General features: G+C 70.5%; 21 protein-coding genes. 14 read left to right on the top strand and 7 right to left on the bottom strand.

Annotation, left to right across the window (positions count from 1 at the left end; translation table 11 throughout):
* The first annotated feature begins 57 nt into the window (after positions 1–57).
* Together KAK03_RS17300 and KAK03_RS17295 are read left to right on the top strand one after the other, a co-directional pair.
* A complete protein-coding gene (locus KAK03_RS17300) occupies positions 58–2,040 on the top strand; it encodes a putative bifunctional diguanylate cyclase/phosphodiesterase (protein ID WP_210855660.1) in 1,983 nt (660 codons plus the stop codon).
* Between the two features lie 80 nt (positions 2,041–2,120).
* Entirely contained in the window at positions 2,121–3,929 is a 1,809-nt protein-coding gene (locus KAK03_RS17295) for an aminopeptidase P family protein (RefSeq protein ID WP_210855658.1), read from the top strand.
* A gap of 75 nt (positions 3,930–4,004) precedes the next feature.
* Here KAK03_RS17295 and KAK03_RS17290 read toward each other — a convergent pair whose 3' ends face one another.
* The 4 genes from KAK03_RS17290 to msrB are packed head-to-tail and all read right to left on the bottom strand — an operon-like array spanning position 4,005 to position 6,182.
* On the bottom strand, positions 4,005–4,802 hold the full coding sequence (locus KAK03_RS17290; RefSeq protein WP_210855656.1) for a peptidylprolyl isomerase: 798 nt from the start codon (positions 4,800–4,802) through the stop codon (positions 4,005–4,007).
* A gap of 21 nt (positions 4,803–4,823) precedes the next feature.
* Positions 4,824–5,120, bottom strand: coding sequence for a BolA family protein (locus KAK03_RS17285; protein ID WP_210855655.1), 297 nt, complete (start codon positions 5,118–5,120; stop codon positions 4,824–4,826).
* A complete protein-coding gene (locus KAK03_RS17280) occupies positions 5,104–5,754 on the bottom strand; it encodes a septation protein A (RefSeq protein WP_210855653.1) in 651 nt (216 codons plus the stop codon). The genes KAK03_RS17285 and KAK03_RS17280 overlap by 17 nt, the downstream gene beginning before the upstream one ends.
* Complete coding sequence (msrB, locus tag KAK03_RS17275) at positions 5,754–6,182, bottom strand: peptide-methionine (R)-S-oxide reductase MsrB (RefSeq protein ID WP_210855650.1); 429 nt, start codon at positions 6,180–6,182, stop codon at positions 5,754–5,756. Before msrB ends, KAK03_RS17280 begins: the two co-directional genes overlap by 1 nt.
* Positions 6,183–6,332: 150 nt before the next feature.
* Between msrB and KAK03_RS17270 the strand changes: the two genes are divergently transcribed.
* Positions 6,333–7,982 (top strand): 3-(methylthio)propionyl-CoA ligase, encoded by a 1,650-nt coding sequence (locus KAK03_RS17270; RefSeq protein WP_210855648.1) that lies wholly within the window; start codon positions 6,333–6,335, stop codon positions 7,980–7,982.
* A gap of 76 nt (positions 7,983–8,058) precedes the next feature.
* Here the strand turns inward: KAK03_RS17270 and KAK03_RS17265 are convergent, their stop codons facing one another.
* Positions 8,059–8,913 carry a substrate-binding periplasmic protein gene (locus KAK03_RS17265; protein WP_210855646.1) on the bottom strand — a complete coding sequence of 285 codons (855 nt, stop codon included), beginning with the start codon at positions 8,911–8,913 and terminating at the stop codon, positions 8,059–8,061.
* On the bottom strand, positions 8,913–9,398 hold the full coding sequence (pedF, locus tag KAK03_RS17260) for a cytochrome c-550 PedF (RefSeq protein WP_210855644.1): 486 nt from the start codon (positions 9,396–9,398) through the stop codon (positions 8,913–8,915). The genes KAK03_RS17265 and pedF overlap by 1 nt, the downstream gene beginning before the upstream one ends.
* A gap of 278 nt (positions 9,399–9,676) precedes the next feature.
* Between pedF and KAK03_RS17255 the strand changes: the two genes are divergently transcribed.
* Positions 9,677–11,788 (top strand): sigma-54-dependent Fis family transcriptional regulator, encoded by a 2,112-nt coding sequence (locus KAK03_RS17255; RefSeq protein ID WP_210855642.1) that lies wholly within the window; start codon positions 9,677–9,679, stop codon positions 11,786–11,788.
* Positions 11,789–11,863: 75 nt separating this feature from the next.
* Here KAK03_RS17255 and KAK03_RS17250 read toward each other — a convergent pair whose 3' ends face one another.
* Complete coding sequence (locus KAK03_RS17250) at positions 11,864–12,751, bottom strand: MBL fold metallo-hydrolase (RefSeq protein ID WP_210855641.1); 888 nt, start codon at positions 12,749–12,751, stop codon at positions 11,864–11,866.
* A 230-nt stretch (positions 12,752–12,981) separates the two neighbouring features.
* Between KAK03_RS17250 and KAK03_RS17245 the strand changes: the two genes are divergently transcribed.
* Genes KAK03_RS17245 through KAK03_RS17200 form a run of 10 tightly spaced genes read left to right on the top strand, consistent with a single transcriptional unit; the run spans position 12,982 to position 20,913 of the window.
* Complete coding sequence (locus KAK03_RS17245) at positions 12,982–13,764, top strand: MBL fold metallo-hydrolase (RefSeq protein ID WP_210855639.1); 783 nt, start codon at positions 12,982–12,984, stop codon at positions 13,762–13,764.
* Positions 13,765–13,778: 14 nt separating this feature from the next.
* Positions 13,779–14,492: a lanthanide ABC transporter ATP-binding protein PedB/LutE gene (pedB, locus tag KAK03_RS17240; RefSeq protein WP_210855637.1), complete on the top strand. Its 714-nt coding sequence runs from the start codon at positions 13,779–13,781 to the stop codon at positions 14,490–14,492.
* On the top strand, positions 14,489–15,451 hold the full coding sequence (locus KAK03_RS17235) for a PQQ-dependent catabolism-associated beta-propeller protein (protein ID WP_210855636.1): 963 nt from the start codon (positions 14,489–14,491) through the stop codon (positions 15,449–15,451). Before pedB ends, KAK03_RS17235 begins: the two co-directional genes overlap by 4 nt.
* Positions 15,448–16,599, top strand: coding sequence for a type 1 periplasmic-binding domain-containing protein (locus tag KAK03_RS17230; RefSeq protein WP_210855633.1), 1,152 nt, complete (start codon positions 15,448–15,450; stop codon positions 16,597–16,599). The genes KAK03_RS17235 and KAK03_RS17230 overlap by 4 nt, the downstream gene beginning before the upstream one ends.
* The gene (pedC, locus tag KAK03_RS17225; RefSeq protein WP_210855632.1) at positions 16,596–17,423 is read left to right on the top strand and encodes a lanthanide ABC transporter permease protein PedC; all 828 of its coding nucleotides are present in this window, start codon (positions 16,596–16,598) and stop codon (positions 17,421–17,423) included. The genes KAK03_RS17230 and pedC overlap by 4 nt, the downstream gene beginning before the upstream one ends.
* Positions 17,423–18,127 (top strand): hypothetical protein, encoded by a 705-nt coding sequence (locus tag KAK03_RS17220; protein WP_247661232.1) that lies wholly within the window; start codon positions 17,423–17,425, stop codon positions 18,125–18,127. Before pedC ends, KAK03_RS17220 begins: the two co-directional genes overlap by 1 nt.
* A gap of 3 nt (positions 18,128–18,130) precedes the next feature.
* A complete protein-coding gene (locus KAK03_RS17215) occupies positions 18,131–18,736 on the top strand; it encodes a hypothetical protein (RefSeq protein ID WP_210855630.1) in 606 nt (201 codons plus the stop codon).
* A gap of 4 nt (positions 18,737–18,740) precedes the next feature.
* Entirely contained in the window at positions 18,741–19,235 is a 495-nt protein-coding gene (locus KAK03_RS17210; RefSeq protein WP_210855627.1) for a hypothetical protein, read from the top strand.
* The gene (locus KAK03_RS17205; RefSeq protein WP_247661231.1) at positions 19,235–19,933 is read left to right on the top strand and encodes a hypothetical protein; all 699 of its coding nucleotides are present in this window, start codon (positions 19,235–19,237) and stop codon (positions 19,931–19,933) included. Before KAK03_RS17210 ends, KAK03_RS17205 begins: the two co-directional genes overlap by 1 nt.
* Entirely contained in the window at positions 19,924–20,913 is a 990-nt protein-coding gene (locus KAK03_RS17200) for a tripartite tricarboxylate transporter substrate binding protein (RefSeq protein WP_210855623.1), read from the top strand. The genes KAK03_RS17205 and KAK03_RS17200 overlap by 10 nt, the downstream gene beginning before the upstream one ends.
* The last annotated feature ends 11 nt before the right edge of the window (positions 20,914–20,924 follow it).

Here is a 20,924-nt window from a genome sequence, read left to right as displayed (position 1 = left end):
CCCCACCAGGATCGAGCGAGCGCCTGTGGCATCGACACCGTTCAGGCGCCACTGAGCGTGCACAGCTCCGCGCTGGACGCCTTCGAGCGCCTGGGTCACCCCATCTGGCTCTACGACTTCGATCGCCAGCGTGTGGCCTGGGCCAATGCGGCCGGCCTGACGCTCTGGCGCGCCGAGTCGCTGCAGGAACTGTGCTCACGCGCCCTGGGCGCCGACATGTCGCCCGCGGTCGACAAGCGCCTGCGCCAGTACCAGCGCGACATCGAGGCCGAACCCACCCGGGAGTTCCAGGAGATCTGGACCCTGCACCCGCGGGGCGTGCCCGTGACGGTGCAGATCCGCTTCAGCGGCATGCGCCTGGAGGACGGGCAGCTGGCCTGCCTGTGCGAATCGTTGCCCATGCCCACGCTGGATGTGGACACCCTGCGCAGCGCCGACGCCCTGATGCACACCTCGGTGCAGATCACCCTGTACGACAGCTCGGGGGCCGCGCTCTACCGCAACCCGGCAGCACGTGCCACCACCGCCGCACCGCACCAGACCATGGACCAGCACCTGGTGTCGGCAGCCGACCAGCTGACCCTGCGCGAGGCCCTGAGCAGCCGCGGCGAGCACCAGATGGTGGCCCAGGTGCAGACCATCCATGGCCGGCGCTGGCACGACCTGACGGCCCGCCGCTGTCTGGACGCGGTGACCGGCCGCGAGGCCTGGCTGGTCAGCGAGACCGATGTCAGCGCGGTCAAGGCCGCGCAGCGCCAGGCGCAGCGTCTGGCCGAGCGCGACCCCCTGACCAACCTGCCCAACCGCAACCACGTCAACCTGCAGTTTCCGGCGCTGCTGGAAGAGATCCGCAGCATCGGCCGCCAGGCGGCGATGATCTTTCTGGACCTGGACCGTTTCAAGCACGTCAACGACTCGCTGGGCCACGAGGCCGGTGACCGCCTGCTGATCGAGGTCGCGCGCCGCCTGCGCCACACCCTGCGCGCGGGCGACCAGGTGGTGCGCCTGAGCGGCGACGAGTTCCTGATCCTGGTCAGTGACGACGATGTGGTCACCCATGTGCGCCGCCTGGGCCTGCGCCTGCGCGAGGCGGTGTCGCAGGTGATCCGTCTGGGCAGCACCTCGGTGCGGGTCACGCCCAGCCTGGGGGTCAGCCTGTTCCCGGCCGATGGCGACGACGTGGCCACCCTGATGCGCAACGCCGACATGGCGATGTACCGCGCCAAGCGGCTGGGCGGTGACCAGATGGCCTTCTACTCGGCCGACCTGGCGGTCGAGGCCGGCCGCCGGCTGACCCTGGAGAGCGAGCTGCTGCAGGCCTTTGACCGCGGTGAGTTCGTCGTCCACTACCAACCGCGGCTGGACGCGGGCACGCGCCAGGTGGTCGGCGCCGAAGCCCTGGTGCGCTGGCGCCACCCCACCCGCGGTCTGGTGCTGCCTGGCGAGTTCATCCCGATCTGCGAGGACACCGGGCTGATCCTGCCGCTGGGCCGCTGGGTGCTCGAGCAGGCCGCGCGCCAGGCGGCGCTGTGGCACCAGCGTGGCCACGCACTGACGGTGTCGGTCAACTTCTCGGCCCGGCAGATCCAGTCCCAGGCCCTGGTCGAGACCATGGACCAGGTGCTGCTGGATTCCGGCTGCCCGCCGCAGGCGCTGGAGATGGAGATCACCGAGTCGCTGCTGCTGGGCGAGGACGCGGCGATGCTGGGTCAGCTCGACGCGCTGAACCGCCGCGGCCTGCGCATCGCGATCGACGACTTCGGGACCGGCTACTCCAACCTCGCCTACCTCGAGCGGTTCCCGCTGGACTGCCTGAAGATCGACCGCAGCTTCGTCAATCAGCTGGAGACGCGCCCGGCGATCGCCGAGTTGATCATCTCGATGTGCAAGGTGCTGGAGCTGCAGATCGTGGCCGAGGGCGTCGAGACCACCGGCCAGCTCGACTGGCTGCGTGCCCAGGGCTGCCACCACTACCAGGGCTTCCTGAGCAGTCCGGCGGTGCCGGCCGACCGCTTCGAGACCCTGCTGGCGCCGGCTTGAGCGCGCCCTCCTAGAATCGCCGTTTTGCCCCCGGAGGCAGCCCCACCCGGGCCCGACCTCCCCGACCGCGGAGCCTCACCATGGACACCCGAACCTCGCCCGCTCGCCTGCGCATCGACCGCCTGCGCGAACACCTCACCCGCCTGGGCCTGCAGGCCGCGCTGGTCCCCTCCAGCGACCCGCACCTCAGCGAGTACCTGCCGGAGCACTGGCAGGGTCGGGCCTGGTTCTCCGGCTTCACCGGCTCGATGGGCACGCTGGTGGTGACGCTGCGCGAGGCCGCGCTGTTCGCCGATGCGCGCTACTGGGAACAGGCCGAGACCGAGCTGGCCGGCAGCGGCATCGTGCTCGAGAAGATCCCCACCGGCACCTCGGCGAATCATCTTGAATGGATCCGCACGCACCTGCAGCGCGGCGAGGCCCTGGGCGTCGATGCCCAGGTGCTGGGCCTGGCCGACGCCAAGGCGCTGCGCGAGGTCTGCGACGAGGCCGGCATCACGCTGCGCACCGACACCGACCCGCTGGCCGGCGCCTGGCCCGAGCGGCCGGGCCTGCCCTCGGCGCCGGTGTATGAGCACCCGGCATCGTTCGCGCCGGTGTCGCGTGCTGACAAGCTGGCCCGGGTGCGCGCCGACATGGGCACGCTGGGCGCCAGCCACCACCTGGTGTCCACCGTTGACGACATCGCCTGGATCACCAACCTGCGCGGCTCGGACGTCGAGTACAACCCGATCCTGCTGGCCCACCTGCTGATCGCGCCGGCCCGCGCCACGCTGTTTGTCGGTGCCGGCAAGGTACCGCCGGAGCTGGCCGACCAGCTGGCGGCCGACGGCGTGCTGCTGGCCGACTATGGCCAGGCCGCCGCCCAGATCGCCGCGCTGCCGCCCGAGGCCGTGCTGCTGGTCGACCCCAAGCGCGTCACGCTGGGCCTGCGCGAGGCGGTGCCGGCTCCTGTGCGGGTCTTCGAGGCGATCAATCCCAGCACCCTGGCCAAGGGCCGCAAGACCGAGGCCGAGATCGCCCAGGTCCGCGAAGCCATGGCCGAGGACGGCGCCGCGATGTGCGCCTTCTACGCCTGGTTCGAGGCGGCGATGGCACGGGGCGAGCGCATCACCGAGCTGACGGTGGACGAGAAGCTCAGTGCCGAGCGCGCCAGGCGTGCGAATTTCGTCGGACTGAGTTTCTCCACGATCGCCGGCTTCAATGCCAACGGCGCGATGCCGCACTACCGTGCGCTGCCCGAATCGCATGCGGTGATCGAGGGCCACGGCCTGCTGCTGATCGACTCCGGTGGCCAGTACCTGGGCGGCACCACCGACATCACCCGCGTCTGGCCGATTGGCACGGTGACAGCCGACCATCGCCGCGACTTCACCCGCGTGCTGCAGGGCATGATGAACCTGTCGCGGGCCCGCTTCCCGGCCGGCACGCCAGGCCCGATGCTCGACACCCTGGCCCGGGCGCCGCTGTGGGCTGAGAGCTGCGAGTACTTCCACGGCACCGGCCACGGCGTGGGCTACTTCCTCAATGTGCACGAGGGCCCGCAGACCATCAGCAAGGCCGTGGTCGCGCCCCAGATGGCGATGCGCCCCGGCATGATCACCTCCAACGAGCCCGGCATCTACCGCCCGGGGCGCTGGGGCGTGCGCATCGAGAACCTGCTGCTGACGGTGCCCGCACCGGCCAGCGAGTTCGGCGAGTTCCTGCAGTTCGAGACGCTGACGCTGTGCCCGATCGACACCCGCCTGGTCGAGCCGGCCCTGATGCGCGCCGATGAGATCGCCTGGCTCAACGCCTACCACGCCACCGTACGCGAGCGTCTGGCGCCGCGCGTCAGTGGTGACGCGCTGGCCTGGCTGCTCGCCCGCACCGAGCCGCTGGCGGCCTGAGGCCCCACTGAATGACACAGGCCGCCCGGTGGGCGGCCTGTGCTGTCACGCGGCGCCAGCGGGCGCCGGCGTGGCTTATTCCTGCGAGAACTTGTAGTCGGTCTTCGCGGCCTTGCGCAGCTGGTCCTGGTAGGCCTGCAGCTTGACCTGCGAGGCGCGTTGCATCAGCTGGGCCTTGACGTCCTCGAAGGCCGGGAACTGGGCTTCGCGGGTGTCTTCCAGGCGGATGATGTGCCAGCCGAACTGCGACTTCACCGGCTCGGCGGTCATCTCGCCCTTCTTCAGCGCCATCATGGCCTTGCCGAACTCGGGCACGTAGGTGTCGGGCTTGGCGAAGTCCAGGTCGCCACCGTTCTCGGCCGAGCCCGGGTCCTTGGAGTTCTTCTTGGCCACGTCCTCGAACTTGGCACCGCCCTTGATCTCAGCGATCAGGCGCTTGGCGTCGTCTTCCTTCTCGACCAGGATGTGGCGGGCGCGGTACTCGGTGCCCGACTGCTGGGCCTTGACGCGGTCGTATTCGGCCTTGGCATCGGCCTCGCTGGGCGGGTTCTTCTTCTGGAAGTCGGCGAACAGTTCGCGGATCAGCACGCTCTGGCGGGCCAGTTCCATCTGTGCCTTGAACTCGGCGCTGGCGGCGACGCCGCGCTTCTCGGCTTCCTGGGCGTAGATCTCGCGCAGCACCACCTCGTCGCGGGCGCGCGATTCCATCTCGGGCGGCACCGGCTGGCCGGCACGGGCGGCCTGCTGCAGCAGCGTGGTCAGGCGGGCCTTGGGCACGGCCTTGCCATTGACGATGGCCACGTTCTGCGCCATGGCGGCCAGCGGCAGGATCATGGCCGCAGCGGCCAGCACGACGGAGGACTTGAGTTTCATGTAGCTGGAGAGATGGGGGGATCAGGAAGAGCCGGGGCCGGCCTCGGATGGGGTGCGGGCATCGATGGCCAGGGCGTGGATACCCCGCGGGATCAGCTCGCGCAGGGCATCATACACAAGGCGGTGGCGGGCCAGCCGGCCCAGGCCGTCAAAGCGCGCGCTGACGATCGTCACGTGCAGGTGGCTGCCCTCACGGGCGCCGGCATGGCCGGCGTGGGCGGCGCTGTCGTCACGCACGACCAGCGCGGTGGGCGCCAGTTGCCGGGTCAGCGCGGCGTCGACCTCGTCGGCGCGGACATGCTCAGGCGGTGGGGCCATCGCCGGTGGACTCCTCGGCCGCGGCATCGGGCCAGGCCTTGCTGATCCACACCGTCTGGCCGACGATGAAGGCCACCATCAGCCCGGTGGCGCCAAAGACCTTGAAGTTGACCCAGGTGGGGGTGGACACGGTGTAGGCCACGGCGATGTTGAGCAGGCCCATGGCCACGAAGAACAGGATCCAGGCCCGGTTCAGCGCCGCCCAGGCCGGGGCCGGCAGCCGCAGCTGGCCGCCCAGTGCCAGCGCCAGCAGGTTCTTGCCCAGGGCCGCGCTGCCCCAGTAGACGGCCGCCAGTGCCCAGTACACGCCGGTGGGTTTCCACTTGATGAAGGTCTCGTCGTGGAACCACACGGTCAGCCCGCCCAGCACCGTGACCATGGCCAGCGTGATCCAGGTCATCGGCTCGACGGGCCGGCCCCGCAGGCGCAACCAGGCGACGGTCAGCAGCGTGGCGGCAATCGCCACCAGCGTGGCCAGCAGCATGGGCGCCTGGTCGGGCGTGACCACACCACCCGAGGTGAGCATGCCCACGTGGCCGGTGGCGAACTCCGCGGCCGCGTCCTTGTGCCCTTCAGCGAACTTGAAGGTGGTGAAGAACAGGATCAGCGGCAGGAAGTCGAGCAGCAGCTTCATCAGGCGGGGTCGGGATCGGTGCCGAAGTGTATCGCCGCCGAGTTGATGCAGAAGCGCTCGCCGGTGGGCGCCGGGCCGTCGTCGAACACATGGCCCAGGTGGCTGCCGCAGCGGGCGCAGCGCACCTCCACCCGCACCATGCCGTGCGAGCGGTCCACCAGACGCTCGACGCGCGCCGGGTCGATCGGCTGCCAGTAGCTGGGCCAGCCGCAGCCGGCGTCGAACTTGGTGTCGGAGGCGAACAGCGGCTCCTGGCAGCCGACGCAGCGGTACACGCCGGGCTCCCAGTGGTTCCAGTACAGGCCGGTGAAGGCCCGCTCGGTGGCGGCATGGCGCGCCACCGCGTACTGGGTGGGGTCGAGCTGGCGACGCCATTCCTCGTCGGACTGGCGCACCGGGTACGCAGGATCGTCGTGCGGCTTGGTCATGGCGCGGGCGTGGCAAAAAGCACAGTGTAGGCAGCGGCGCAGTCTCTTGCGCGACGTCAGGACATTGGGGCCTGTCCGGACCGGCAGCGCCCATCCGGCTGCCTATGATGCGCCTTGGAGTATTTCCCCGAGACAGGACAGGAGACCGCCATGAGCGCCTTGATGGGCCAGATGATGAGCATGCCGCTGATGATCTCGTCGCTGCTGAAGCATGCGGCGCGGCACGCGGCCGACACCGAGATCGTCTCCAAGCGCGTGGAGGGCGACATCCACCGCACCACCTGGTCGGCGCTGGAACAGCGGGCCCGCCAACTGGCCCAGGCCTTCGCCCGCCTGGGCTGCCAGCCCGGCGAGCGCATCGCCACGCTGGCCTGGAATGGCTACCGCCACCTGGAGATCTACTACGCCAGCGCCGGCTCGCAGCTGGTCACGCACACCATCAACCCGCGCCTGTTCCCCGAGCAGATCGCCTGGATCGCCAACGACGCGGCCGACGGCGTGCTGTGCTTCGACCTCAGCTTCCTGCCGCTGATCGAGAAACTGGCCGGTGAACTCAAGACCGTGCGCCATTTCGTGCTGATGACCGACCGCGCCCACATGCCGGCGGCCACCACCGTGCCGAACCTGTTGTGCTACGAGGAGCTGGTCGAGGCGGAAGACGGCGACTACCGCTGGCCCGTGTTCGATGAGAACACCGCCTGCACGATCTGCTACACCTCGGGCACCACCGGCAACCCCAAGGGCGCGGTCTACAGCCACCGCTCCACCGTGCTGCACGCCTACGGCGCGGCGCTGCCCGACGCGATGGACTGCTCCAGCCGCGAGGTGATCCTGCCGGTGGTGCCGATGTTCCACGTCAACGCCTGGGGCATCCCCTACACCGCGGCGCTGGTCGGCGCCAAGCTGGTGATGCCCGGACCGCACCTCGACGGCAAGTCGCTCTACGAGCTGTTCGAGGCCGAGAAGGTCAGCTTCTCGGCCGGCGTACCCACGGTGTGGCTGGGCCTGATCACCTTCATGAAGGCCAACGGCCTGAAGTTCAGCAGCTTCAAGCGCACCGTGATCGGCGGCTCGGCCTGCCCGCCTGCGATGATGAAGACGCTGCAGGAGGACTTCGGCGTCGAGGTGGTGCATGCCTGGGGCATGACCGAGCTGAGCCCGCTGGGCACGCTGTCCAAGCTCAAGAGCAAGCACGACGGCCTGGACCGCGAGGCGCAGCAGCGCCTGCTGGAGAAGCAGGGCCGCGCCATCTATGGCATCGACATGGCCATCATCGACGAGGCCGGTCACGCCCTGCCCTGGGACGGCCAGGCCTCGGGCAACCTGGTGGTCAAGGGCCAGTGGGTCATCAACAGCTACTTCAACCTGCGCGTCTCGCCGCTGGTCGAGGTCGATGGCGAGCCCGGCTGGTTCCCCACCGGCGATGTGGCGACGATCGACGCCGACGGCTTCATGCAGATCACCGACCGCAGCAAGGACGTGATCAAGTCGGGCGGCGAGTGGATCAGCTCGATCGACCTGGAGAACATCGCCATGGCCCATCCGGCCGTGCACGAGGCCGCCGCGATCGCCGCCAAGCACCCGAAGTGGGACGAGCGCCCACTGCTGGTGGTGGTGCGCAAGCCCGGCGCCACGCTCACGCGCGAGGAGATGCTGGCCTTCTTCGACGGCCGCATCGCCAAGTGGCAGATCCCGGACGACGTGGCCTTCGTCGACGAGATCCCGCACACCGCCACCGGCAAGATGCAGAAGCTCAAGCTGCGCGAGCAGTTCAAGGACTACAAGTTGCCGGGCGTCTGAAGCGGTCCGCACCATGAACAAGGCCCGGCGATGCCGGGCCTTGTCATTGGCTTGCCGATGGCTCGGCCACAGGGGGTCAGGGCCGGCGCCAGCGCAGCTTGCCCGCGGCGAAGATGCGGCTGAGCTCGCCGTTGTCGGCCAGCGTGTTCACCGCGGCCTGCAGCGCCTGCGCCAGGTCGGTGGACGCGGCCTTGACCGCCATGCCCACCGCCCAGCCGTCCTTCATGCGCGGCAGCGGCAGCGGCTCGATCGCGAAGCGCTCGTCGCCACCCAGCGTCGATTCCAGCTCGCTCAGGTGACCGGCGGCGGCCACCACCTCGCCACGCGCCAGCGCCTGCGCCGCCTCCACGCCGTCGGCGTACTTGGTGCGCAGGCTGTCGCGGTAGCGGCCGCCCTCGGCACCGATCAGCAGCCAGCCGGCCAGCGACTGGCCCGGCACGGCCACCGCCTTGCCCAGCAGCGGGTCGAGCGAGTCCAGGGTGGGCAGCGCCTTCAGGTCGCGCGCCACCATCACCCGCTCGCGCCAGTACGGCGCCAGGATCTTGACCTGCGGGCTCTTGTCCATCAACGGCCGATCCACCGGCACGTGCAGCATCACGTCGGCCGGGCCGAAGCCCAGGTAATGGCCTTTCCAGACCATGTTGCGCAGGTCATCGCCCATGTCCTCGCCCGCCTGGAAGGGCAGCAGCGAGAGCTTCAGGCCCAGCGCCGCGGCCAGTGCACCGGCCAGGTCGACCTCGATGCCGCGGCCGGCCACGTGGAACGGCGGCAGGTCCTGGTAGACGCCGACGATCAGGCTGCCGCGGGCCCGCAGGCGCTCCAGTGCCGGGGCTTCCTGGGCGCGCAGGGGCGCGGCGGCCGACAGCGTGGCGGCGGCCGAAGACGCCAGCCAGTCGCGCCGGGTCAGGCGGGTCGGAAGATGGCGGCTCATCAGAGCGGCTTCTCGCGGCGGCTTTCCAGGTAGGACTTGATCGCCCAGATGGCTTCCTGGTTCAGCACGCCCTCGAACGGAGGCATGTAGACCGCGCCGTTGCGCGTGCGGCCGCGGCGCACGGTGGTGGTCATGTACTCGTCGACGTCCTTCACGCAGGCCGCCTTCTTGGCCGGCACCGCCAGCGTGGCGCACTCGTTGTCCAGCTTGCGCAGGTCCGGCGCGATGCCGCCGGAGATGGCCTCCAGGCCATGGCAGCGGGCGCAGTTCTGGTTGTAGGCCGAGGTGCCGATGCGGATCGCGATGTCGTTGCCACGGAACGGGTTCTCGCTGCGCCACTCGCTGCCCAGTTGCGGCAGTTCATGCGTGTCGACGGCCTGCGGCGTGACGTCGCCATGGGCCCAGGCGCCGGCCGCGGCCAGCGAGAGGACACAGGCCAGCAGCGTGCGTGAGGGGGTGCGGGGGCGGAAGGTGGGGCGGAACATGGGGCCTGTCTCCTGGATTGGCATGGGGCTGCGGAATAGCCCTGAGGGGGCGGGGGTCAGGCATCAAATCTGCAAAGCGTGTGCCACCAGCCCGTCACCGCCCGCCAGACCCCCTTCAGGGGCCCGGTCATCGGGGTGATCCCCAGGAAGATGCTGCAATCTGACGCGATATGACGCATCAGACCGGAATCGGACCCACGGTGACAGGCAAAACTGTTAGATTTCAGAGCACACCAAGAATGTCCAGCGTGTCACACACGCTGGTGGAGACAAGGCCCATGAGCGGTTACTACCCCCCTGCCAGCGGCGGCCGACAGCGTCGCGGCCTGGAATCCGCCGCCCGCACGGCGACGGCGACCCGCAGCACCAGCCGCAACCCGGCCCACGAGTCGGCGATCGAGCACTCCCACGAGCGCTGCGCCGCCCTCGGTCTGTCGCGCATCGAGCGCCCTGACCACTCGCCGGTGGGCCGCAGCGACCTGACCGTCGCGCGCGAGCGCAACCTGCGGCTGTACTCCCACGCCGCGCCGGTGATGGAGATGCTCTTCGAGCAGATCATCAACTCCGAGAGCATGGTGGTGCTGACCGACGCCACCGGCACCATCCTGCACTCGATCGGCGACGACGAGTTCCTCGGCCGCGCCGCCAAGGTGGCGCTGGCGCCCGGGGCCAACTGGTCGGAGTCCAGCAAGGGCACGAATGCTGTCGGCACCGCCCTGATCGACGAAGTGCCCACGCTGGTCCACGCGGACGAGCACTTCATGCACGCCAACCATTTCCTGACCTGCTCGGCGGCGCCCATCCTGGATCCGCGCGGCAACATCCTGGGCGTGCTGGACGTGTCGGGCGACCAGCGCAGCTACCACCAGCACACGATGGCGCTGGTGAAGATGTCGGCGCGCATGATCGAGAACCACTGGCTGACCGACGACTACCGCAACGTCATGCGCCTGCACCTGCACAGCCGGGTGGAGTTCATCGGCACGCTGATGGAAGGCATCCTGGCCGTGGCGCCGGACGGCAAGATCGTCGGCGCCAACCGCGGCGCGCTGGAACAGCTGGGCCTGTCGGGTGCGGCGCTGCGCATGCACAGCCTGGGCTCGCTGTTCGGCACCTCGGTGGGCACGCTGGTCGACCGCTTCCGCTCGCCACTGGCGCTGCCCATGCAGGTGGAAACCAGCGACGGGCGGCCCTTCCATGTCTATGCGCGCTTCAACTGGCCGGTCTGGACCAGCGTGACCGAAGCCGCGCAGACCTCGCCCCCGCTGGGCACCAGCACCGACACCACCAAGCCGGCCCTGCCGGAAATGGCTGCCCCGCCCACCCCCGCGATGCCGGCCACTGGCACCGGCCTGAAGCAGTTGCTCACCGGCGACGCCCAGATCGAGACCGTGGTGGGCAAGATCCGCCGGGTCCTCAACCGCGACATCCCGGTGCTGATCCTGGGCGAGACCGGCACCGGCAAGGAGCTGCTGGCGCGGGCGATCCACCAGGATTCCGAGCGCGCCCGCCAGCCCTTCGTGGCGGTGAACTGCGCCTCCATCCCCGACACCCTGATCGAGGCCGAGCTGTTCGGCTACGAGGAAGGCGCCTTCACCGGCGCACGCCGCAAGGGCTCGGTGGGCAAGATCGTGCAGGCCAACGGCGGCACGCTGTTCCTCGACGAGATCGGCGACATGCCGATCGGCCTGCAGGCCCACCTGCTGCGCGTGCTGCAGGAGCGCCAGGTGACGCCGCTGGGCAGCACCAAGTCGGTCTCGGTGGATGTGGCCATCATCTGCGCCACCCACCGTAACCTGCGCGAGATGATCGCCGCCCAGCAGTTCCGCGAGGACCTGTACTACCGGCTCAACGGCCTGGCCGTGCGCCTGCCCGCTCTGCGCGAGCGCACGGACCTGCTGGCCCTGGTGCAACGCATCCTGGACCAGCAGAGCCCGCAGCGCCGCCTCAGCCTGGCACCCGACGTGCTGCGCCTGTTCCAGTCCTGCGACTGGCCGGGCAACGTGCGCCAGCTGTTCAATGTGCTGCGCACCGCGGCCGTGATGGCGGCCGGTGACAGCGTGATCACGCGCGACCACCTGTCGGACGATTTCATCGACGACGCCCAGCGCGGTTGGGCGCGGCGCGCCCATGCCGAGGTGCCGGCGGCTTCGCCCGCCGTCGCCCTGGCGGCCGCCCCGGCGCCGGCCGAGCCGGCGCCAGCCTTGTCCGCGCCACCAGCCCCGGCCGCGCCCGCGGCTGCCAGCGCCGGCCCGCGCTCGCTGCAGGACCTGGAACTCGAGGCCATCCGCCAGGCCGTCGAGCAGGCCGGCGGCAACATCTCCGAGGCGTCCAAGCGCCTGGGCATCAGCCGCAACACGATCTACCGCAAGCTGCGCTGGCAGAGCTGAGCGGCCGCCGCCGCACCCGGCAACGCCGCGGCGCCCCGGGCCTCCCTGTCCCCGCAGGGCCAGGCTTGGCAGCGCTCAGAACAGCGCGGCCTCGCGCTGCGACCAGGTGCGCTGCCAGTTCAGGGCCTGGCGCGGGTGGCGCCCAGACAGCGCGGCGGGGGGCGCGTCGGTGACCAGGTCGCCCCGCCGAAGCGCGGCGTCCACCGCATCCACCAGCTGATGCAGCTCATCGCGCTGGCGGCGCAGTTGCACCGGCGTCATCCACGGGCCCTGCTCGGGCAGCACGCGCGCCGAGGCCGGCATCCGGGCCAGCAACTGGTCGATGGAGCGCGCCAGCTGCAGCGCCTCGCCATCGCGCAGGTCCGGCGGGCCGTCGCCCCAGGCCAGGCTGTGGGCGCTCCACAGGGCCCGGCCGTGCCAGCGCAGCGCCAGCACCGCGGTGTCATCGGACCGCTGCAGTCGCCACCAGTCGAACGGCCCGACGCGGCCCTGTGCGCCGTGCAACACATGGGTGGGGCGCGGGATCGGGTCGTCCCCCAGGTCGGCTGCCGCCGCCCCCAGGCGCTGGGCCATGCGCTCGACGCAGCGCGGGCAGCGTTGGCGCATGGCCTCGGCGGTGTCGGCATGCACCCACAGGCGCGCCCCCTCGAAGGCCCGGGCCCCCAGCGTCAGCTCGGCATGCGGCCAGGGCAGGATCACGTCGGTGACCCGGCCGGCGCCGGCCTCGCGCAGCAGGCAGGCCACCTGCCGCGCCAGCACCGGGGTGCCGGCGCCGCCGACCAGCCACAGGGACCGGCCCTGGCGCAGTGCCCACAGGTTGGCGGTGGCGCCGCGGTTGATCGCGTCGCTGTCACCGCTGGCCGCTGGCAGCCACCAGGCGCCGGGCCCGATCGCCCGCAGCTGCCCCGCCGGACCGGCACAAGCGGCCTGGGCCGGCGGGGTCAGCAGCAGGCCGAGCCCCAACGCGGCCCCGTACAAACCCTGTGCCAAGGCCGGACAAAGCGCCCGCAGCGCGTGACAACCACGGCGCACCAGCCCCCGGGCAAGCCCGCGGAATCGGGCTGTCGGGGCGACAGACTGTCGCCCAGACAGCGGGCATGTGTCTTGCACCGGAGGGCTCCGATGACAGGGAGACATGTGCTTCATTCCATGGATCTTGCCGCAAGACCGCACGGGTGTCCCGGGAGGCCCCGATGAAGCTCGTCGTGCTGCGAGGCGGTGGCGCGGCCGATGCGCAGCGGGCCGGCCTGGAGCCCGCGCCCACCAGCCGGCATGGCGCGATCGCGCTGTCCGACCGCGGTGAGCAGTGGGCGCTGCTCAATGTGGCGCCCAATGTGGCCGACCAGCTGGTGGCCGACCCCACGCTGCGCCACCACGCCGGCCTGGCCGATGCCGAGGTGCGCACGGTCGTGCTGACCGACGCCCAGGTCGACCACGTCAGCGGCCTGCTGAGCCTGCGCGATGGCGCACCCATCGCGTTGTACGCCACGCCGGCGGTGTTCGAGGTGCTCAGCCAGGACATGCCGGTGCTGCAGGTGCTGCAGCGCTACTGCGGTGTGCACTGGCATGTGATCCCGGTGGCCGGCGAAACCCTGTCGGCCAGCTTCCGCGTCGAGGGTCTGCCCGACCTGGAGTTCACCGCGCTGGCCACCGATGCGCTGGCCCCGCGCGTGCTGGAGCCGCACGAGGCGCCGGTGGCCGTGGGCCACAGCATCGCGCTGGCGGTGCTGGACCACCGCACCGGCCAGCGACTGTTCTGTGCCGCAGGGGGCCAGGCGCTGGGTGAACCGCAGCTCGACTGGCTCAGCAGCGCCGACTGCGTGCTGCTCGATGACCGCACCACCTGGCCCGAGTCGGGACACCTTCCCGTGCCCGACTGGCGGGCGCAGCGCAAGGTGCTGTTGGCGCGCAGCGCCAGTGGGGTCGGTCGGGATGGTTTCGAGCCCGCCTATGACGGTATGGTGATCGAACTCTGACCTCACCCCGTTTCATGCTCGAGATCCAGTCCCTGACCAAGCGATACGGAGAACGCACCGCCCTGGCCGGCCTCAGCGTCGCCATCCCGGCCGGTCAATTCGTGGCGCTGCTCGGCCCCAATGGCGCCGGCAAGTCCACGCTGTTCCAGGTGCTCACCGGCCTGTTCGTCGCCGATGGTGGCGAGGTGCAGGTGGCCGGCCTGTCGCTGAGTCGCTCGGCCGTGAAGGCGCTGGCCCACATCGGCGTGGTGTTCCAGCAGATGTCGCTGGACCTGGACCTGTCGGTGCGGCGCAACCTGCAGTTCCACGCCGACCTGCACGGCCTGCCAGGCGCGCTGGCGCGCGAACGCATCGACGCCGGCTGCCAGGCGCTGGGCACCACGGCCGACCTGGACCGTCCGGTGCGCGAGCTCTCGGGCGGCAACCGGCGCAAGGTCGAGCTGGTGCGCGCGCTGCTGCACCACCCGAAGCTGCTGCTGATGGACGAGCCCACGGTGGGCCTGGACCCGAAGTCGCGGCGCGACCTGCTGGCCGCGGTGCGCGCCGACGTGGCCGCGCGTGGCACCTCGGTGCTGTGGGCCACGCACCTGGTGGAGGAAGCCGAGGCCGCCGACCGCGTGCTGGTGCTGCACAAGGGCCGGCTGCTGGCCGATGGGCCACCGGCCCAGGTCGCGGAACAACTGGGAGCCGCCCAGCTCGAAGAAGCTTTCATCAAGGCCACCACATGAAGCCCACCCTGATTCCCCTGCTCGGCCTGCTGCTGGCCGCCGCCGCCCAGGCCCAGGGCACCGCCTGGGTCAGCAGCGAGAAGGACCATGCGCTGACGCTGATCGACATGGCCACGATGGGCGTCACCGGCACCGTGCCCACCTGCAAACGCCCGCGCCACCTGCGCGTGCTGCCCGACGGCAAGCGGATGATGGTCGCCTGCGGCGATTCCTCGCAGGCCGACATCATCGACCTGGCCAGCCGCAAGTCGGTGGCCCGCATCCCGATGGGCGACGACCCCGAGGCCTTCGACCTCTCACCCGACGGCAAGCTGATGTACGTCAGCGCCGAAGAGGAAGGCGAGCTGCTGGTGCTGGACGCCGCCAGCGGCAAGCAGCTCAAGGCCGTCAAGGTGGGCGAGGAGCCCGAGGGCGTGCTGACTGCGCCCGATGGCAAGCACGTCTACGTCACCTCCGAGGTCGCCAGCCTGGTCCACGTGGTCGATCCGGCGGCCGGCAAGGTGGTCAAGAACATCGCCGTGGGCAAGCGCCCGCGCCGCATGGTGCTCACCCCGGACGGCAGCCAGCTGTGGGTCACCAACGAGCTGGGCGCCAGCGTCAGCATCGTCAGCACCAGGGACCTCAGCGTGGTGGCCACGCTGAAGTTCGAGGTCAAGGGCCTGCGCGCCAGCGACATCACGCCGGTGGGCATCGTGATGAGCAAGGACGGGCGGCGTGCCTTCGTGGCGCTCGGCCAGGCCAACCGCGTGGCCTTCGTCGACGTGGCCAGCCGCCAGGTGACCGACACCGTGCTGGTGGGCAAGCGGGCCTGGAATGTCTCGCTGGACAAGGCCGGCCAGAAGCTGTGGGTGGTCAACGGCCTGTCGGACGACGTCACCGTGGTCGACATCGCCAGCGCCAAGGCCCTCAAGAGCATCCCGGTCGGACGCGTGCCCTACGCCGCGCTGCTCGCCGAATGAAGCCGCTGGCCTGCCTGCTTGCGCTGGCCGCCGCCAGCGCCTCGGCTGCGCCGCTGCGCGTGACGCTGCTGCTGCCCGACGACGACCCGCGGCTGGAGCGCAACCGCGTCGAGCGCGCCTACTTCGGCCACCCCACGGGGCCGGCCCAGGACGGCCTGCAGATGGCACTGAAGGACAGCCAGCTCGAGCTCGATGCGGCCGGCCACGGCCTGGCGCTGGACGTGGTGTCGGTGGCCTCGCCCGACGCCGCCAAGGCCGCCGCCCAGAAGGCCGAGAAGGCCGGCGCACTGGCCCTGGTGACCGACCTGCCTGCCGCCTGGACGCTGGCTGCGGCCGATGGCGCCAAGCTGCCGGTGCTCAATGTGGGCAACCCGGAAGACCGCCTGCGCGAGGCCGACTGCCGGCCGCGCCTGTACCACCTGATCCCCTCCGAGCGCATGCGCGCCGACGCCATCGGCCAGACCCTGGCCAGCCAGCGCTGGCAGCAGGTGCTGCTGCTGACCGGCCCCTCGGCCAACGACCAGCGCCGCGCCGCCGTGGTGCAGGCGGCGATCAAGCGCTATGGCCTGAAGCTGGCCGGCAGCAAGCCGTTCAAGCTGTCGGCCGACCCGCGCGAGCGCGACCTGGCCAACCCGCGCCTGCTGACCACCGGCAGCTACGACGCGGTCTGGGTGGTCGACAGCGACGGCGAGTTCGCCCGCAGCCTGCCCTACCGCACCGTGCTGCCGCGTCCGGTGGTGGGCGACGCCGGCCTCACCGCGCTGGGCTGGCACGCCCAGTTCGACCGCTTCGGCGCGCCGCAGGTCTCGCGCCGCTTTGCGCGCAACGCCAGCGGGCGGGCCATGCAGCAGGCCGACTGGGCCGCCTGGATGGCCGGCAAGGCGCTGGCCGCTGCGGTGCTGGCCGTGCCCAAGGGCAAGCCCGCCGAGATGCAGGCGGCGCTGGCCCAGGTCGAGCTGGACGGCTCCAAGGGCGTGTCGATGAGCTTCCGCGCCTGGGACGGCCAGCTGCGCCAGCGCCTGCTGATGACCGACGGCCAGGGCGTGGTGTCGCTGGCGCCGGTCGACGGCGTGCTGCATCCGAAGAACGTGCTCGACACCCTGGGCGCGGACCAGGGCGAGAAGCTGTGCAAGGCGAGGGGCGGATGAACCTGCGACATGCGCTGCAGGCCCTGTGGGCCATCGTCCGCCGCGAGGTGCTGAAATTCCTGCGCCAGTACGGCCGCCTGGCCTCGGCACTGGTGCGGCCGCTGCTGTGGCTGGCGGTGTTCGCCGCGGGCTTTCGCAATGTCTTCGGCATCGCCGTCAACGAACCCTACGACACCTACATCCCCTACGACGTCTACATCGCGCCCGGCCTGGTGGGCATGGTGCTGCTGTTCAACGGCATGCAGTCCAGCCTGGCCATGGTCTACGACCGCGAGATGGGCCTGATGCGCCTGCTGCTGACCGCGCCGCTGCCCAGGTGGTGGATCCTGCTGGCCAAGCTGTGCGCCACGGCCGCGCTGTCGCTGCTGCAGGCGCTGGCTTTCGTGCTGGTGGCCTGGGCGCTGGGCACCGAGCTGCCGCTGCTCGGTCCGCAGACACCGATGGTGCTGGCCGCCGCGGTGGGCGCGGCGCTGATGCTGGGCGCGCTGGGCCTGCTGCTGAGCGTGCACATCAAGCAGCTCGAGAACTTCGCCGGCACGATGAACTTCGTCATCTTCCCGATGTACTTCATGTCCACCGCGCTCTACCCGCTGTGGAAGCTCGAGGAATCGGGCGCCGAGTGGGTGTGGTGGATCGCCCGCTTCAACCCCTTCACGCATGCGGTCGAATGGCTGCGCTTTGCACTGTACGGCAAGGACCCCGGCATCGCCCCGCTGGTGGTGCTGGGCACGCTGGCGCTGTGCTTTGCGCTGGCGGCCTGGGGCTACGACCCGCAGCGCGGCTTCGGTGCACTCACCAAACGGGGTCCCGGAGGACCAGCCTGATGATGAAACTGCTGGGTGCGCTGCGCCGCCCCGCCGGCGCAGCGCCGGGCGCCGCGCTGCGCGAGAGCGAGCCGCTGCTGTTCGAATGGCTGGCGCTGGGCGGTCTGATGCTGTTCGGCACCTGGCTGCTGGGCGTGCGCGGCGTCTGGGCGCTGCTGCTGACCTCCGATCCCACCGGCCTGACGCTGGTGATCATCGTCGTCTTTGCCACGTCCACGCTGTGGGCCGGCGCCCGCAGCCGTGAACTCGAGCGCCAGCGCCGCCATCTGGAGGCCGCCCGTGCCGGCACGCCGCTGACGCAACTGCAGGGCTGGGCCGGCGAGTACCTGCGCGCCCTGGACAGTACGCCCCGCGACAGCGCGGCGCCGCTGGACCTGCTGCTGGAAGACAGCCACGGCCCGCACCAGACCGCCTGGTGGGTCAACGGCATCCAGCTCAAGCTGGGCCTGCTGGGCAAGGTGATCGGTTTCTCGGTGCTGGCACTGCACATCGGCCAGCTGCAGAGCTTTGACGCCTCGCAGTCGCAGGACCTGCTCAAGAGCCTGACCGCCGGTCTGGGCATCGCGCTGCTGACCACGATGGTGGGCCTGGTGGGCAACATCCTGCTGGGCCTGCAGCTCACCCGGCTGGACCGCTTTGCCGACACCCTGGTGGCCGACTGCCAGCGCGAGGGGCTGCGCCGCTTCGCCACCGCACGGAGCTGAGCCATGCCCAGCCGCCGCCACGCCCGCGAGCCCGAGGTCGATCCGTTCTACGACATGTTGTTCAACATGCTGATCGCCTTCGTGTTCTGCTTCATCGTGGCGCTGCTGGCGATGAACCCCAAGGCGCTCAAGGCCGGGGACATCCCGGCCAAGGCCGAGTACATCATCAACGTGTCCTGGCCGGACATGAACCCCAACGACATCGACACCTGGGTCCAGGACCCGGGTGGCAACCTGGTGTGGTTCCGCGCCCGCGAGGCCGGCATGATGCACCTGGACCGTGATGACCGCGGGCTGGCCAATGACACCATCGTCATCAACGGCAAGCAGATCAGCAACCCGCTGAACCAGGAAGTCGTCACGCTGCGCGGCATCGCCGCCGGCGAGTACACGGTCAACGTGCACTACTACGACTCCAAGGACGGGCAGCCGGTCGAGGTGACGGTCTCGGTCATCAAGGTCAACCCGCGCGCCGAAGTCGTCTACTACGGCCAGGTCAGCGTCGCCCGCAAGGGCGACGAGGCCACGGCCGTGCGCTTCACGCTGCTGCCCGACGGCAGCGTCACCAACATCAACACCCTGCCCAAGACCCTGGTCGAGAGGATCTGAACCGATGACGCTCGCCGTCGTGCTCTCCTTCAGCGTGCTGCTGCTGCTGTGCGCCCTGGCCCTGCTGCAGTCGCGCTGGCCGGCCTGGCTGAAGGCCCTGCTGGTCACCGGCGTGGCGGTCTTCTACTTCTACGCCGACGAGGCCGTGCACCAGCTCAGCGGCTGGCCCACCCCGGATGCCCTGCCCGAGCGCTTCGCGCTGCTGGCCGCGGTGATCGAGGAGCCCAGCAACAAGAGCGCCGGGGCGCTGTACGTGTGGGTCAACGCGATCGAGAACGGCAAGCCCAGCGCCCAGCCGCGGGCCTACAAGCTGCCCTACACCAAGGACCTGCACAGCCTGCTCAACGAGGGCATGAAGAAGGCCCGCCAGGGCGTCAGCCAGATGGGCACGGCCACGCCCAAGGCCGGCAAGCGCGGCCTGGCCTGGCTGCGGCCCGGCAGCGACGAGCAGGAAGTCAAGATCCGCGACATGCCCGTGCCCCAGCTGCCCGAGAAATGATGCTGCGCCTGGTTCCGCCCCTGATGGCCTGTGCATTGCTGGCGGGCTGCTCCAAGCCGCCCGGCACCGAGCTGTTCCCGCTCGACGATGGCCACCGCTGGACCTACCAGGTCCGCAGCGAGTACGAGAACAACACCACCGAGACCGAGACCCGGGTGCTGCGCAGCCTGGGCCGCGACAGCCTGGCCGACGGCAGCGCCTGGCACCGCCGCAGCGATGACGGTATCGACTACTGGCTGCGCAGCGACGACACCGGCATCTTCCGCGTGGCCACCAAGTCCGATCTGGACGACGAGCCGAAGAAGGACGCCCTGCCCCGCTACGTGCTCAAGGCGCCGCTGGCCGTGGGCACCGGCTGGCAGGCCACCACCACCGCCTACCTGCTGCGGCGGCGCCAGGAGTTCCCGCCCGAGATCCGCCACAGCCACCCCAGCATCCCGATGAACTACACGATCGAGGCGCTGGGCGAGGCGGTCAAAACCGCGGCCGGCGACTTCAGCGGCTGCCTGCGCGTGCGCGGCATCGCCACGCTGCGCCTGTTCGCCGACCCGGTGGTGGGCTGGAAGGACATGCCGCTGACCACGCGCGAGTGGTACTGCCCCGGAGTCGGCCTGGTCAAGCTGGTGCGCGAAGAGCCCGCCAACTCGACCTTCCTGACCGGTGGCACCCTGACGATGGAACTGACCGAATGGCAATGAACCCCGATCGCCGTGCCGCGCTGCAGGCCCTGGCCGCGCTGGGCCTGGGCGCCGCGTGGCCCGCCGCGCAGGCCCAGGCGCCCGACGGCTTTCCCAGCCGCCCCGTGACGCTGTGGGTGCCCTGGCCGGCCGGCGGCGCCACCGACCTGACGATGCGCCTGCTGGCCGAGCTGACCAGCCGCCACCTGGGCCAGAAGGTGATCACCGAGAACCGCTCGGGCGCTGGCGGAACGCTGGCCATGCCGGTGCTGCAGCAGGCCGCGCCCGATGGCTATACCGTGGCCCAGATGCCGCAGCCGGTGTTCCGCATGCCCTGGACGCAGAAGGTGCAGTGGGACCCGATCCGCGACACCACGCCCATCATCCAGCTCACCGGCGTGACCTTCGGCATCGTGGTCGCGGCGGGCAGCCCTTTCAAGACCCTGGACGACCTGTTCGCCGCTGCCAAGGCCAAGCCCGGCGAACTGACCATCTCGACCAATGGCGTCGGCACCACACCGCACGTGGTGATGGACGAACTGATGGCGCGCAAGGGCCTGAGCTACAACCACGTGCCCTACAAGGGCACGGCCGAGCAGATGCTGGCGGTGGCCTCGGGTCAGGTGCAGGTGGGCATCAACAGCAATGGCTTTGCGCCGTTTGTGGAGAGCGGCAAGCTGCGCCTGCTGGTGACCTTCGGCGAACACCGCCACAAGCGCTGGAACACCGTGCCCACGCTCAAGGAGCTGGGACACGGCATCGTCGCCAGCTCGCCCTATGGCCTGGCCGGCCCGCGCGGCATGAGCCCGGCCGTGGTCAAGGTGCTGCACGACGCCTTCAAGGCCGCGCTGTTCGACCCCGCGCACCTGGCCGAGCTGGCCAAGTACGACCAGGAGCCCATGTACCTGGGCCCCGAGGAGTACGGTGCCGCCATGCGCGAGGCCTTTGCTGCCGAGAAGCGCACCGTCGAGCGCCTGGGGCTGGCGGCCAACAAGGGCTGAGCGCGCCTCAG

Origin of the sequence: Ideonella alba, from assembly GCF_018069845.1 — a bacterium.
In the GTDB taxonomy this organism is placed as follows: Bacteria; Pseudomonadota; Gammaproteobacteria; order Burkholderiales; family Burkholderiaceae_C; genus Ideonella; species Ideonella alba.
Note: the sequence above shows the minus strand (reverse complement) of the source record. Positions and strands in the feature narration are given on the sequence as shown.

Excerpts from the sequence above, each read along its gene's own strand:
- KAK03_RS17295 (WP_210855658.1), top strand. The coding sequence starts at position 2,121 with ATGGACACCCGAACCTCGCCCGCTCGCCTGCGCATCGACCGCCTGCGC.
- KAK03_RS17290 (WP_210855656.1), bottom strand. The coding sequence starts at position 4,802 with ATGAAACTCAAGTCCTCCGTCGTGCTGGCCGCTGCGGCCATGATCCTG.
- KAK03_RS17285 (WP_210855655.1), bottom strand. The coding sequence starts at position 5,120 with ATGGCCCCACCGCCTGAGCATGTCCGCGCCGACGAGGTCGACGCCGCG.
- KAK03_RS17280 (WP_210855653.1), bottom strand. The coding sequence starts at position 5,754 with ATGAAGCTGCTGCTCGACTTCCTGCCGCTGATCCTGTTCTTCACCACC.
- msrB (WP_210855650.1), bottom strand. The coding sequence starts at position 6,182 with ATGACCAAGCCGCACGACGATCCTGCGTACCCGGTGCGCCAGTCCGAC.
- KAK03_RS17270 (WP_210855648.1), top strand. The coding sequence starts at position 6,333 with ATGAGCGCCTTGATGGGCCAGATGATGAGCATGCCGCTGATGATCTCG.
- KAK03_RS17265 (WP_210855646.1), bottom strand. The coding sequence starts at position 8,913 with ATGAGCCGCCATCTTCCGACCCGCCTGACCCGGCGCGACTGGCTGGCG.
- pedF (WP_210855644.1), bottom strand. The coding sequence starts at position 9,398 with ATGTTCCGCCCCACCTTCCGCCCCCGCACCCCCTCACGCACGCTGCTG.
- KAK03_RS17255 (WP_210855642.1), top strand. The coding sequence starts at position 9,677 with ATGAGCGGTTACTACCCCCCTGCCAGCGGCGGCCGACAGCGTCGCGGC.
- KAK03_RS17245 (WP_210855639.1), top strand. The coding sequence starts at position 12,982 with ATGAAGCTCGTCGTGCTGCGAGGCGGTGGCGCGGCCGATGCGCAGCGG.
- pedB (WP_210855637.1), top strand. The coding sequence starts at position 13,779 with ATGCTCGAGATCCAGTCCCTGACCAAGCGATACGGAGAACGCACCGCC.
- KAK03_RS17235 (WP_210855636.1), top strand. The coding sequence starts at position 14,489 with ATGAAGCCCACCCTGATTCCCCTGCTCGGCCTGCTGCTGGCCGCCGCC.
- KAK03_RS17230 (WP_210855633.1), top strand. The coding sequence starts at position 15,448 with ATGAAGCCGCTGGCCTGCCTGCTTGCGCTGGCCGCCGCCAGCGCCTCG.
- pedC (WP_210855632.1), top strand. The coding sequence starts at position 16,596 with ATGAACCTGCGACATGCGCTGCAGGCCCTGTGGGCCATCGTCCGCCGC.
- KAK03_RS17220 (WP_247661232.1), top strand. The coding sequence starts at position 17,423 with ATGATGAAACTGCTGGGTGCGCTGCGCCGCCCCGCCGGCGCAGCGCCG.
- KAK03_RS17215 (WP_210855630.1), top strand. The coding sequence starts at position 18,131 with ATGCCCAGCCGCCGCCACGCCCGCGAGCCCGAGGTCGATCCGTTCTAC.
- KAK03_RS17210 (WP_210855627.1), top strand. The coding sequence starts at position 18,741 with ATGACGCTCGCCGTCGTGCTCTCCTTCAGCGTGCTGCTGCTGCTGTGC.
- KAK03_RS17205 (WP_247661231.1), top strand. The coding sequence starts at position 19,235 with ATGCTGCGCCTGGTTCCGCCCCTGATGGCCTGTGCATTGCTGGCGGGC.
- KAK03_RS17200 (WP_210855623.1), top strand. The coding sequence starts at position 19,924 with ATGGCAATGAACCCCGATCGCCGTGCCGCGCTGCAGGCCCTGGCCGCG.